The organism is Ktedonosporobacter rubrisoli (assembly GCF_004208415.1).
In the GTDB taxonomy this organism is placed as follows: Bacteria; Chloroflexota; Ktedonobacteria; order Ktedonobacterales; family Ktedonobacteraceae; genus Ktedonosporobacter; species Ktedonosporobacter rubrisoli.
In genome coordinates this window covers 7,028,383-7,042,326 of sequence record NZ_CP035758.1, presented here as the reverse complement: position 1 = coordinate 7,042,326, position 13,944 = coordinate 7,028,383, and the positions used below count along the sequence as shown (strand labels likewise).

Annotated in this window: 7 protein-coding genes and 1 pseudogene; all 8 read right to left on the bottom strand. The window is 54.9% G+C overall.

The features are described from left to right. Positions 1 to 129: 129 nt before the first annotated feature. Positions 130 to 573, bottom strand: a complete 444-nt coding sequence (gene rpsL, locus EPA93_RS30525; RefSeq protein ID WP_129891149.1) for a 30S ribosomal protein S12 — start codon at positions 571 to 573, stop codon at positions 130 to 132. Between the two features lie 217 nt (positions 574 to 790). Beyond that, on the bottom strand, positions 791 to 5,134 hold the full coding sequence (rpoC, locus tag EPA93_RS30520; RefSeq protein ID WP_129891148.1) for a DNA-directed RNA polymerase subunit beta': 4,344 nt from the start codon (positions 5,132 to 5,134) through the stop codon (positions 791 to 793). Between the two features lie 15 nt (positions 5,135 to 5,149). After that, a pseudogene (gene rpoB, locus EPA93_RS30515) lies at positions 5,150 to 8,646 on the bottom strand (DNA-directed RNA polymerase subunit beta). 897 nt (positions 8,647 to 9,543) lie between these two features. After that, positions 9,544 to 10,377 carry a hypothetical protein gene (locus EPA93_RS30510; protein WP_129891147.1) on the bottom strand — a complete coding sequence of 278 codons (834 nt, stop codon included), beginning with the start codon at positions 10,375 to 10,377 and terminating at the stop codon, positions 9,544 to 9,546. 123 nt (positions 10,378 to 10,500) lie between these two features. Further along, positions 10,501 to 11,445: a cysteine synthase A gene (cysK, locus tag EPA93_RS30505; RefSeq protein WP_129891146.1), complete on the bottom strand. Its 945-nt coding sequence runs from the start codon at positions 11,443 to 11,445 to the stop codon at positions 10,501 to 10,503. A gap of 6 nt (positions 11,446 to 11,451) precedes the next feature. Continuing rightward, the gene (locus EPA93_RS30500; protein ID WP_129891145.1) at positions 11,452 to 11,847 is read right to left on the bottom strand and encodes a response regulator transcription factor; all 396 of its coding nucleotides are present in this window, start codon (positions 11,845 to 11,847) and stop codon (positions 11,452 to 11,454) included. A 52-nt stretch (positions 11,848 to 11,899) separates the two neighbouring features. Next, positions 11,900 to 12,337 carry an RrF2 family transcriptional regulator gene (locus tag EPA93_RS30495; RefSeq protein ID WP_129891144.1) on the bottom strand — a complete coding sequence of 146 codons (438 nt, stop codon included), beginning with the start codon at positions 12,335 to 12,337 and terminating at the stop codon, positions 11,900 to 11,902. Positions 12,338 to 12,688: 351 nt separating this feature from the next. Next, on the bottom strand, positions 12,689 to 13,927 hold the full coding sequence (fmdA, locus tag EPA93_RS30490; RefSeq protein ID WP_207229246.1) for a formamidase: 1,239 nt from the start codon (positions 13,925 to 13,927) through the stop codon (positions 12,689 to 12,691). Positions 13,928 to 13,944 lie beyond the last annotated feature (17 nt).

Below are 13,944 nucleotides of genomic sequence, written 5' to 3'. Positions count from 1 at the left end.
GACGTGTAGACGAGACTCGCGATGATGCGCGATAATCGTGCAGTACTCTAAAATGGAGAGTAGTGCGGAGGCTCTCTACCTTATTGTATTGACAAGTCTCCGGCATTCTCTCTCTGCATCTACTTATCTCTATCGCCCTTTGGGGGCTGCACCCTGTCCGGGTTTGGGCCGCTTGGCTCCATATTTTGAACGGCCACGGCGGCGCTTGGCGACGCCATCACTGTCTAGCGTGCCACGAACGATATGGTAACGTACACTCGGCAGGTCCTTCACGCGTCCTCCGCGGATAAGCACTACTGAGTGTTCCTGCAGGTTATGGCCCTCACCAGGAATGTAAGCCGTGACTTCCATCTGGTTTGACAGCTTCACACGAGCAATCTTACGCATTGCCGAGTTCGGCTTCTTGGGCGTCATTGTACGTACCTGAGTGCAGACACCACGTTTTTGTGGCGATCCGCGCAGGCGAGAGGTTCTGTTTTTAAGCGCGTTGTATGAATAAAGCAACGCGGGGGCCTTTACTTTCTTCTGCTTCTGCGAGCGGCCCTTGCGAATCAACTGATTAATAGTCGGCAAGGAACGATCCTCCCTGTCCCTTCAAATGAATTCCTAACTATGTACAAGCCTTTGGTGCCGCCTGGGGCAGCAGAGGAATACAGCTTGGGGATATCCCATTTACCTATCCCCCAGACCCCTTATGAATAACTTGCACACCTTATTGAAGTAAGTTTGGATGCGAATCATACACTGATTCGCACCCTTGCTTTTCACATATATGCGGTTGCATATAATATCATGCTTCCTCGGAGCTGTCAAGAGTCAGACCAAGGGTACTGCTCAAGGCGGCCAGGCCATCGCTGGTTCCTGCGCCTATGCCGGCCGGGACTGGAGCCGTGGCGGCAATGCGGTTGGCATTTGCCTGACGACGAGCCAGCTCTTCGCGGCGGCGCTGGGCGATACCGGAACCTGCCGGGATCAGCTTACCGATGATAACATTCTCTTTCAACCCGACGAGGTGATCTGTCTGCGCTTCAATGGCGGCTTCGGTCAGGACGCGGGTTGTCTCCTGGAAGGAGGCCGCGGCCAGCCAGCTGTCAGTGTTGAGCGAAGCCTTGGTTACGCCGAGCAGTACTGTCTGCGCGGTCGCTGGCTCGCCACCTTCTGCCAGCACGCGAGCGTTGGTGTCGGCGTAGGCAAAGCGATCAACCAGGTCGTTAGGCAGCATCTCTGTATCGCCGGGATCATCCACTTTGACGCGGCGAAGCATCTGGCGAATGATGACTTCGATGTGCTTATCGTTGATGTACACACCTGTGTTACGATAGACACGCTGCACTTCTTTGACCAGGTACACCTGTACGGCGTCGCGACCCTGGATGCGCAAGACATCCTGCGGATCACGCTGACCGTTGGTGAGCGGTGTACCAGCCTGGATCTTCTGCCCATCGGTGACGACGATGTTGCGCGCCGCTCCGATAGGATATGAACGCTCCTCTCGCTCCTCAAAGCGGAGGGAGAGTGGCGCCTCGGCGTTGATGACCACATCACCTTCTGTACGTGCCTGGACCGGTACCGGCTCAGTGCCGTTCTCGGCTGGCATGTAGGCAATGACCTGATCTTTCTGGACGCGATCCTGGTCATTGACAAGTATCTGGCTACCCTCGGGCAGCGGATACTCGTCGAAGAAGACGTTGGTTGAGACAACGCGAACCGTACGTACGCCGGTTGACTCGTCTTTGGCGATCTCGACGACGCCATCGATCTCGGAAATCTCTGCCTTATCCTTTGGCACACGCGCTTCGAAGAGCTCTTCAACGCGCGGCAAGCCTTGCGTGATGTCTCCCTGCGCTCCTGCAATACCACCAGTGTGGAAGGTACGCATGGTCAGCTGTGTGCCAGGCTCACCGATCGACTGAGCGGCGATAATACCAGCGGCGGCACCGATCCGTACCAGGGCGTTGGCGGCCAGGTCCCGGCCATAGCACTTGCGGCAGATGCCACGGCGTGCAAGGCAGGAGAAGACTGAGCGTACGCGCACTGCTTTGACGCCTTGCTCGACGATCTCGTCTACAAGTTCTTCGGTGAGCTCTTCGCCTACCTCGATGTGATCAAGGCCTGGAATAGGCTCAGCGAGGACACGACCGATGATGCGGGTACGAATACCATCAAGGCCCATATCGCGGGAATCCTCATCGGTAATCAGGATGCCTTCGGTGGTGCCACAATCCTCTTCGGTGACGATGATATCCTGTGCTACGTCAATCAGACGGCGGGTCAGGTAACCGGACTCTGCTGTTCGCAGGGCGGTGTCGGCCAGACCCTTACGCGCGCCGTGGCTACTGATAAAGTACTCCAGCACGCTAAGACCTTCGCGGAAGTTTCCACGAATAGGAATGGCGATAATCTTACCTGATGGGCTCGCCATCAGTCCACGCATACCCGACAGCTGGCGGATCTGCTGGAACTTCGCTTTAGTTGCTCCAGACTTGGCGATGGTGTAGATCGAGCCAAAGGGATCGAGGGTTGCCTCGACCATCTTGGTGACGTTATCGGTCGCCTCGTTCCAGGCATCAACGGTTTGCTGGTATTTCTCGTTCTCGGTGATCAGACCGTCACGATACTGCTCTTCCAGCTCGGTGATCTTTTCATCGGCTTTGGCGAGCTCCTCGGCCTTACCAATCGGCACTTTGACGTCGCTGATGGCGATGGTTGTACCGGCCTTGGTGGCGTAGTAGAAGCCAAGGCGCTTGATCTCGTCGGCTAGCTCGGTCGTTTTGACGCGTCCGTACTCTCTTGAGCAGTCGGCGATGATCTGCTTCAAGTTCTCCTTTTTCATGGAGTAGTTCTTGAAGCGCAAGCGCTCAGGCAAAGCCTCGTTAAAGATGATGCGTCCAACGGTAGTCTGAACTGGCTTGCCGTTTGTGCGCAGCGTTGGTTTATCGGGCGGCGGCGAATTATAGACGTCTGTATCGCCTGGCAGGCGCACTTTGATCAGGGCCTGCAGGTCGATGACGCCGTGCTGATAGGCCAGCAATGCTTCGGTCGCATCGGTAAAGACACGGCCCTCGCCCTTCTTGTTGGGGCGATCCTGGGTCAGGTAGAAGCAGCCAAGCACCATATCCTGGCTAGCGCCGATCGATGGCTCACCATGCGCCGGCGAGAGCAGGTTGCGCGTAGACATCATGAACTGGCGTGCCTCATCCTGTGCTTTGTCAGAGAGCGGTACGTGAACTGCCATCTGGTCACCGTCGAAGTCGGCGTTAAAGGCTGAACAGACGAGCGGGTGTAGCTGGATAGCGCTACCCTCGACCAGCACAGCTTCGAAGGCCTGAATACCAAGGCGGTGCAGCGTTGGCGCACGGTTGAGCAGGACCGGATGATCCTTGATGACCTCTTCGAGGACGTCCCAGACCTCTGGCTTGACACGCTCAACGAAGCGCTTGGCGCTCTTGATGTTGTGCGCAAAGTTCTGCTCGACTAGCTTACGCATGACGAATGGCTTGAACAGTTCCAGGGCCATGCGCTTGGGCAGGCCGCACTGATGCAGCTTGAGCTCTGGACCTACCACGATCACGGAACGGCCAGAGTAGTCGACGCGCTTACCGAGCAGGTTCTGGCGGAAGCGGCCTGACTTACCCTTGAGCATGTCGGAAAGGCTCTTGAGCTTGTGGTTGCCGGAACCGGCGACGGCGCGACCGCGACGGCCGTTATCGATAAGGGCATCGCAAGCTTCCTGCAACATACGCTTTTCGTTGCGGATGATGATTTCGGGTGCGCCGAGCTCTAGCAGCCTCTTGAGCCGGTTATTACGATTGATAACGCGGCGATAGAGGTCGTTGAGATCGGAGGTTGCGAAGCGACCGCCATCAAGCTGGACCATCGGGCGCAGATCGGGCGGTAGAACTGGCAAGACCGTGAGGATCATCCACTCAGGAGAAGTGTTTGACTTACGGAAAGCCTCAACCACCTTCAAGCGCTTGGTGGCCTTCTTGCGGCGCTGGCCGACAGTTGTGCCAATCTCGGTACGCAAGTCTCCCGACAGCTTGTTGAGATCGATGCTGGCAATCAGCTCGCGAACAGCCTCGGCTCCCATCCCGGCGCGGAAGACGTCGGGGAAGTTGTCCTTTAATTCGCGGTAGCGATTCTCCTGGAGCAGGTCCATCTTCTTTAGACCTTCCAGGTCGCGGCGCAGCTGCTCAAGACGCTGGCGAGCGTCGTTACGCTCTTTTTCCAGCTGGGTCTGCGCCGTATCGATGCGGCCCTGGAATTCCAGGCCCAGGCGATCGGCTTCGCGCTTGCTCTCGGACTGCGCCTCATCGATGTCGCGTCTGGCCTGCTCGGCAATAGCGTTACGCGTTGTCTCGGCTACCCGCTCCAGAGTTTCGATATGCTTGGGCGAAACCACGTCGCCCTGTTTAACGATAATCTGGTCGGTTGGCGCGAAGGTTATATCTTCGTCTACAGCATCGCCCATATATTCGCGCAGCTCGGCCAGCGTATCGCTCTCAGCCTGGCGTGCCGCCTCAAGATTGCGCTCGCGCCGCTCCTCAATTTCCTGGCGGTCAGTTGTGGAGAAGCGCAGCTCAGTCTCTTTGATGGCGCTATCGCGCTGGGAGCGCAGATTGTTGACCCGCTCTACAACCTTGCCGTCGATATCTTGCTGCAGGCCAGCGGTCTCCTCGTCAAGACGCATAAGCTCGCGCTGACGGGCCTCTTCGTCGATATTGGTAACCACGTAGAGCGCAAAGTAGAGGATGCGCTCCAGGTTACGGGGCGAGAGGTCAAGCAAGAGACCAATGCGGCTTGGCGTTCCCTTAAAGTACCAGATATGGCTTACGGGAGAGGCAAGTTCGATATGGCCCATGCGCTCGCGGCGCACTTTTGAGCGCGCCACTTCAACGCCACACTTATCGCAGACGATACCCTTAAAACGAACTCTTTTATATTTACCGCAGTAACACTCCCAGTCTTTGGTTGGTCCGAAGATGCGTTCGCAGAACAGACCATCTTTTTCTGGCTTGAGTGTACGATAGTTAATTGTCTCCGGTTTCGTAACCTCACCATAGCTCCAGCTGCGTATCTGCTCGGGGCTGGCAAGGCTAATACGGATGGCATTAAAATCATTGACTTCGAGCATGCTACCTCCGTTCCCTTACTGGTCTCCTTCGAAACCGGATAGATTAATACCTAGTTCCGGCATGACATCATTTGAGGTGTCTTCGACAAACTGGATCTTCTGTTCATCTTCGTTGAGGACTTCAACGTTGATGCCCAGACTCTGCAGTTCTTTGACCAACACCTTAAAGGACTCAGGAACACCGGGCTCCATAATGTTCTCACCCTTCACGATCGCTTCATAGGTCTTCACGCGCCCTACCACATCGTCAGATTTCACTGTCAGAATTTCTTGCAAGATATTAGCGGCGCCATAGGCTTCCAGGGCCCAGACTTCCATCTCACCGAAGCGCTGGCCACCAAACTGCGCCTTCCCGCCCAGCGGCTGCTGCGTGATCAAGCTGTAAGGGCCAGTGGAACGAGCGTGCACCTTATCTTCGACCAGGTGGGCAAGCTTGAGCATGTAGGTATAGCCCACGGTGATGGGATGGTCAAAGGGCTCACCCGTACGCCCATCGTAGAGCTGCACTTTTCCGCTGTCTGGCAAGCCTGCCCGCCGCAACAACTCCTCAATATCTTCTTCGGTGGCTCCGTCAAAGACCGGGGTGGCGATCTTAAAGCCCAGCACGCTTGCCGCCCAGCCCAGATGCGTTTCCATAATCTGGCCGATATTCATACGGTGGGGCACTCCCAACGGATTGAGGATGATATCCACTGGCGTGCCATCGGGCAGGAAGGGCATATCCTCCATCGGAAGCACGCGCGAGATGACGCCCTTGTTGCCGTGGCGTCCTGCCATCTTGTCGCCGGCACCGATCTTACGCTTCTGGGCAATGCTCACCCGCACCAGCTGATTGACCCCCGGAGGCAGCTCATCGCCAGCATCGCGGGAGAACACCTTGACCTCGACGACTTTTCCACGCTCGCCATGGGGGACGCGCAAGGAAGTATCCTTGACCTCGCGGGCCTTCTCACCGAAGATGGCACGCAAGAGCTTCTCTTCAGCCGTCAGCTCCGTCTCGCCTTTGGGGGTAATCTTACCCACAAGGATATCCTGAGCGCCGACCTCAGCCCCGACATAGATAATGCCGCGCTCGTCGAGATTCTTGAGGCCTTCTTCACCCACATTGGGAATGTCACGGGTGATCTCCTCGGGTCCCAGCTTGGTATCGCGGGCATCCACCTCATACTTCTCGATATGGATGGAGGTAAAGAGATCTTCCCTGACGATGTGTTCACTGATGAGAATGGCATCCTCAAAGTTGCCGCCCTCCCAGCTCATAAAGGCCACAAGGATGTTCTGACCCAGAGCCAGCTCTCCGTTATCGGTCGAGGTGCTATCGGCGATCACCTGTCCTGCCGTCACATAATCGCCCTTACGCACAATCGGGCGCTGGTTAATGCAGGTCCCATGGTTGGATCTGACGAATTTGCGCAAGCGATAGCTGTGCACCTCGCCCTCTGGATCGATGACCTGGATTTGTCTGGCGGTGGCCGAGACGACTTCGCCCTCGCTCTGACTGATGAGAACCTGCCCTGAATCGATGGCCACCTGCCGTTCGATGCCAGTGCCACAGATGGGCGACTGCGGTCGCAGCAGGGGCACTGCCTGTCGTTGCATGTTGGCCCCCATCAGTGCGCGGTTCACGTCGTCATGCTCAAGGAAGGGGATCAGCGCGGTAGCCACACTGACCGTCTGGCGCGGGGAAACGTCCATATAGTCGATATTATCGGAGCGTACTTCGGTAAACTCACCCTGATAGCGGGCCAGCACGCGCTCATCGGCAAACTCGCTGTTCTCGGTGAGGCGGGCATTGGCCTGGGCAATCCAGAAGTTCTCTTCATCGTCGGCGGTCTGATAATCCACTTCATCAGTGACGAAGGGACGCACCCGCACCATGGTCTCCCCCAACAGCGCCGCCAGCTGGCTGGCCAGGGCTTCATCGATGCGCACATGACTGCCCGCCGGGATGAGCACTTTGCCCTCGGCACTCTTGACGTCTTCGCGCTCATGGCCGATCACCCCGCGGAACTCGCGTCCCACCAGGCGCGGATCGTTAGCGGCTAGCCGCCGATAGACGCGTCGATAGGGCGTCTCGATAAAGCCGTAGGGGTTAATCTGGCCATAAGAGGCCAGGTTGCCGATCAGGCCGATGTTTGGACCTTCCGGGGTCTCAATGGGACAAATGCGTCCATAGTGGGACTGATGCACGTCGCGCACATCCATGCCCGCGCGCTCACGCGAGAGACCGCCAGGACCCAGTGCGGAGAGACGACGCTTATGGCCGATCTCGGCGAGGGCGTTGGTCTGGTCCATGAACTGGGAGAGCTGGCTGCCGCCAAAGAACTCCTTCATTGCCGCCACCACAGGACGGATGTTGATCAAGGCGTTGGGCGTGGCCTGGCCGGGCTCCTGGATGCTCATGCGCTCCTTGACCACCCGCTCCATGCGCAGCAAGCCCACGCGGAACTGTGTTTGGATCAGCTCGCCCACGCAGCGCACGCGCCGGTTGCCAAGATGGTCGATGTCATCCTTGCGTCCTCGCCCATTGTTGAGGGCGATGAGCCGACGAATGATATGCACAAGATCATCCTGGGTCAAAATGCGCTGGCTCTGCGGGATCGCCAGGTCCAGTTTGCGGTTCATCTTATAGCGTCCCACGCTGCCAAGATCGTAGCGGCGGGGATTAAAAAAGAGATTCTTGACCAACGAACGCGCGTTATCAAGGGTCGCCGGATCTCCCGGGCGCAGCTTCTTGTACAGTTCGAGCAGCGCCTCCTCTTCCTTCTTGACAGGATCACGATCGAGGGTGGCCTGGATATAATGCACATTGGCATCGTTATCGACCTCAGCAAAGGCGTTGAGGATGCCCTGATCGGAGGAGAGATCAAGCTCCTCGGCATGCCACTGCTCGCGGGACAGGCTGGCAATCGCGCGCAAGAGCGTGGTCACCGGCAGCTTGCGCTTGCGATCGATCTTGACGGTGAGCAAGTTCTTGTTGCTCGTCTCGAACTCAAGCCAGGCGCCGCGTCCCGGGATCAATTTGGCGGCAAAGAGCTTTTTGCCGGTGGTCGCGTCTTCGTCGGCGGTAAAGTAGACGCCGGGGGAGCGCACCAGCTGGCTGACCACCACGCGCTCGGCGCCGTTGATAATAAAGGTGCCTTCCTTGGTCATCAGGGGGAAATCCCCCATGAAGACATCCTTCTCGATGATCTCGCCGGTTTCTTTATTGATCAAGCGTGCCTTCACATTGAGAGGAGCTGCATAGGTCGTATCACGATCGCGGCACTCATCCTCTGAGTATTTCGGCTTGCCAAAAGGTTCGGGGGGACAAGAAATTCCAGACTTAAATTTTTGCCCGTAAAATCTTCAATCGGAGAGATTTCTGCAAAGAGTTCGCGCAACCCTTCTTTCTTAAACCATTCAAAAGAATCAAGCTGGATTTGAATCAGGCCAGGCATGGGCCGTATATCCGGAATACGTGCGAACGAGACACGTTCTGGAATGGCTACGGCCTTTGTGCTTACTGCCATGTGTGGTATTCTCCTCTCACCTAGTCGCCCATAGAGGAAGCCGAAAGGCATACGGAAACCGCGCCTCTCGGTTAACAGAAAACGGAAAAAATTAGATAATTACGTATAATGCCTGTGTTGTGAAACGGTCTATGACAAGAAAAGTAACCGCTTGCGAACGCAATAAGCGGTTACTCCTACCCTCACACATACAAGGTGTTTTCAATTTGTATTTCTCGCCTACACACCAAACTAACTAACCCCTACAACAAATAAACAGATTGGAAGCTGCTTCTCCAAGGAACAGCAAAAACGCCACATTCCCCCATCATTCCACAAGGCTATGGTACCTGACGAGCAGCACCCAATATAAATTGCCGGATTGCAAGCTCAATTTCATGTGGTTATCGTAGTACCCTTTAACTTTGCAGTCATCCTTAATGGATCAGAGAGGTAATGTGTCGCTAAGTACGTTGTGTGTTTTCGATCTATGCCCATCATTGGTGCTGTGAATTTCTCTAACACCACTGTTTCTAGTATACTTATGCTGGCAAGAGGTAATTATACGCCCTATGTGCAAACATGTCAATACTTTTTCACGACTTTTCCAGAACTATTGTAACATCAAGAAGAAAACAGGATTGTTAAAGGCTGTAGCCTGAAGATGCTGCACTAGCTCTGCTCACTTTTCTGGTAAAGCAAAAATGTTGGTGAAATAAGCACGACATTAGTTTTTTTGTTACTGCCATCAATGAATAAAACGCTAAAGTTGCGACTTTTATTCCCAAAACAATTGCACTTTTGTCGCGGCAATGAAATCTCTTGCTCGGTACAATACGCAAGCTTTTGACTCACCTGCGGCTGACCAGGACAGGAGCTAACAATCTCCTGTCGCCTGAAATTTACTCAGCTCTTTATTCAAACTAAGGCTTTACTGTACTCAGGATCATCCGCGGTGCTTTCCGGCTCTTCGCCAAGACTCAGGTTCCAGGCATTGCTCTTTCCTAGCCAGCGCTCGCGTAAGAGCGTGAGCAACTCGCTGCGATCCTCTGGATTGAGTAATTTGAGGTCGATCACTGATTCAGAGGAGCCAGGGCAGATGATGGTCAGGAGATGGCGATCTATCCGCATTCCGGTTCCATTGACAAGTTCATAGCGCTGCGGAGCTCCCAGCTTCTGACAGAACGAGATCAGGCCTACGCAGCCCATAATAATACAGCCAATCGCGCCTACTGTGAGCACCAGCCCGCCCAGGCACAAGAGAAGGGCCAGACCAGTGGTCAATACAGCTAACACCGGATCAGCCATGTGCAACGTCCAGCCGGGCAGGACTGCCGGAAACAAGGCAACTAGCACTGTGCCAAAGCACCACACGGCCGTGCGCAAGGCTGAGATAATACTTGCTATGTTTTCGGCCGCTAGATCCCGTACTGTAAGAAATCTTCCCTCCTCCAGCGTCACCATGCTCTTGTGATGGCCTGCATGCAGGGCAAAGAGCAAACGGGCAACCAGTACACAGCCAATGGAGGCGATGAAGATGATGCATCCCAGTAAAATGACTATCTCGTCTTGCCACTTTAAATAGGGGGTGAGTGTATGGGCATAGCTATTCCATAGCGGTATGCTCAGGGCTATCGCTGCCAGCGCGCTAATCAGCAGGGTGCCTAATAGGAGCCAGCAGCGCACAGCATTGCGGATGTAGGCTGTGCGGCCCAGGCGAAACCGATAGGTGGCTATCGCAGGCTGTTGCATATGTTTAACCTCGCATCGACGAACACAACACGGGCCGCTTGTTCAGCCCGGAATTTCGGTCTGCTATGATTCTAAACGAATGCGAGGCCCGAGTGGTTACAGCGAATGTGTCAGAATGAATAATTAATGCGCCTTATTGCGCAAATCGTCGAAGAGCACGGTCTGCAGATAGCGCTCAGCGGCGCTTGGGAAGATCATCACAATGATCTTGCCGCGGTTCTGTTCCTTGCGGGCCAGCTCTAAGGCGGCCCAGGCTACGGCCCCGCTGCTGATGCCTATAGAAAGGCCCTCTTCCTTCATGATTCTGATGGCCGTCTCGACGGCGTCCTGGTCCGTAACTGGCACAACCTGGTCGATCAGGTCGACGCGCAAAGTGTCGGGCAAGAAGCCGGGCCCCAGTCCTTCGATGCGATGGGGGCCGGGTCGACCGCCGGAGATGACAGCGCAATTCGCCGGCTCTACCGCTACAACCTCAACCGAGGGTTTATGGGCACGTAAGCCCTCGGCGACGCCGGTAAGCGTACCGCCGGTTCCCACTCCAATGACTACCATATCAACTGTGCCCGCAGTATCATCCCAGATCTCGACGGCGGTCCCTTCGCGGTGGGCATTTGGATTGGCCCGATTATAAAATTGTTGCGGATACCAGGTATTGGGTAGCGTGGTGCGTAGCTCGATGACTTTGTTGATAGCCCCGCGCATACCCTGTGCGCCAGGCGTAAGAATGATCTCGGCTCCCAGGCGCTGGAGGAGTAAGCGACGTTCGAGGCTGATGGTATCGGGCATGGTAAGGATACAACGATAACCGCGAGCTGTGGCCATGCTGGCGAGCGCAATACCCATATTACCGCTTGTTGGTTCTGTAATGATGCTGCCGGGACGCAGAAGTCCCTGGGCCTCAGCTTCCTGGATCATTTTTAAGGCGGCGCGATCCTTTAGGCTACTACCCGGACTAAACATCTCAAGTTTAGCCAGCATAGTAGCGCCTGTGCCAGCCTCAAAACGCTTCAATTCGACAAGCGGTGTACGACCAATTAAGGCGGTGACATCTTTTGCCCAGTGGGCCATATCTTCTTAGCCTTCCCCCTCCTCCGGTAGCAAGGCTCGAATGATACTTAGCAGTTCGTGCATGTTGAATGGCTTGCGTAGAAGGAGTCCTGTCTGTAATCCCATACGATGGAGTTCCCAATCGTGGCTGCCGGTGATAACGATGATAGGTATGTGTCTTGTGTTGCTGTGCCCTCGCAGGATCTTATAGAGAGAGACGCCATCAAGACTGGGTAGCCCTACATCGAGTAGGATAAGATCGGCGCCAAGCTCTAGCAGTTGGTCTTTGGCTGATTGCCCATCCGAGAAAAATTGTAGGCGCCAATCGCCAAGGCATGCTAACATGTCATGGAACATGGTAGCTAAACGCGGGTCATCCTCAACGATAGCTATCAGTTTGCGCCTATCTGCTACTTCTGCCACGTTCTACCATCCCCTTTGCATTTCTGTACTGTCCTTTCTCTTCCCGCCTTCCCTAAATGTAGTACATTGTTTCTGTACTTCCCGTGCGATGGCGCTGGGCTAATTCCTCTATTGTTGTAGAGGACAGTATTTGCTGGGTCAATGTGTCTATTTGTTGCCAGACTTCACGCAGAGCGCAGCCAGGGGAAAGCTTACAAAAGTCCGGATTTGGTAGGCACTCCATTGGGGGGACATAGCCCTCCAGAGCTTGCATTACCTGAGCCATAGTGATCTGCCCAGGTGGCCTTGCTAACATGTGCCCTCCCTTTGGGCCGCGAATGCTTTTGACCAGGCCTTCCTTGCGTAATACCATGAGGATTTGGTCAAGATATTGCTCTGGAATGTATTGCCGGCTGGCAATATCTGAGCTCTCAATCGGCCCCTGCCCATAATAAGCGGCCATATCAAGCATCGCTCGCAGGCCGTAATCCCCCTTCATTGTTAGCTTCATTGCTGGGAACCTTTCCACAGGGCAAGTGATTGATCATTATCCTTTTTTCCTAGTGTTTAGGATATATCAGGAGCTTAAGCATGTCAATGGGTTTTGAGCCTTGACTTAACATAAGATAAAAACTATGTTACCTGAATTTCGTTTTCCAGGCGTCATCACTGCCGTGCTTTTGATAGAAATGCTCAAATTAGTTTATAGATTATAAATTTTATCATATATTTCAGGAATCGGGCCAGTACCTATTTCAAAGGGAAGCTCTCTGTTTCTCACTAGAGAACTTCCCTTCAGACTGTTTCTTCTTGTTACACGCTGCACTACATCCCCTGTAGAAGGGCTTGCGGCTGCGTCGCGTTAGCTGCTGCTGGCAACCTGGGTCTGGCGCGAGACTGAGTGCCTCATGGGCTCGACGTCGCGCTGAAAGATTTCTGTTGGCAGATAGATGGAGCAGCAGACGTTAGGTATATCGACGATTCCGCTTACCCTTCCTTCTACGGGAGCGGCACCAAGGATGATATAGGCCTGCTCTGCCGTATATCCACAGCTTTGGAGATAGGCGATGGCATTCATGCAGGCGTTCTTGTAGGCGATGTGGGCGTTCAGGTAATGCTGCTTGCCTTGCTCATCTACGGAGATGCCTTCGAAGACGAGGAAGTTGGTATAGCGCGGTTCGAGCGGGCTGGTCTTAAAGATGGGGCTGGTCATTTTGTATTTGTTGACCCCATCTTTGATGAGCTCGACATGCATGTCGATAAAGCCAGCCATCTCGATGGCGCCACAGAAGGTAATCTCGCCATCTCCTTGCGAGAAATGCAGGTCGCCCACCGAGAGATTCGCGCCTTTGACATAGACCGGGAAATAGACGCGCGAGCCTCTTGTCAGATTCTTGATATCGCAGTTGCCTCCATGTTCGCGCGGGGGAACTGTGCGCGCGCCTTCCTGGGCCGCTTGCTTATAGGCGCTGCCCTGTAGGGAGCCCATCACGGCGTTGTGCTCAAGCGGGGCCATGGCCAGGGGCGGAACGCGATTCGGGTTGGTGGCGATAAGATCCCTTTCGCGTTTGTTCCAACGCGCAAGAAGATCGTGTGAAGGGGCGCAACCGATCAGGCCAGGGTGAGGAATACCAACAAATCTTACATCGGGTATGTGGCGCGATGTGGCGTAAACTCCCTCTAGATCCCAGATAGCCTTATGGGCGTCGGGGAAGCGATCAGTCAGGAAGCCTCCACCGTTAGATTTGGCAAAGATGCCTGTATAGCCCCATTGCGTGTTTGGGCCGGGGAATGGTCCCATGTCGAGAATATCAACTACAAGAACATCTCCAGGCTCGGCGCCATTGACGGCGATAGGTCCGCTGAGAACATGAGGGATTGAGAGATCGACGTCGCGTACGTCGTTGGCGCTGTCGTTGTTCTGAATCTGGCCATCGGTCCAGTCTTTGCATTCCATGCGAAAGCTTGTGCCTGGGTTGACAGCGGCGACGGGGGGAATATCTGGATGCCAGCGATTGTGCCCAAGGGCCTGCTGCTGATTCCAGGGTTTGGAGAGGTCTACCTTGAACAGGACTTCATGTCTGGCTGCCATAGTAGTCATAACAGTTTCCCTTCTCT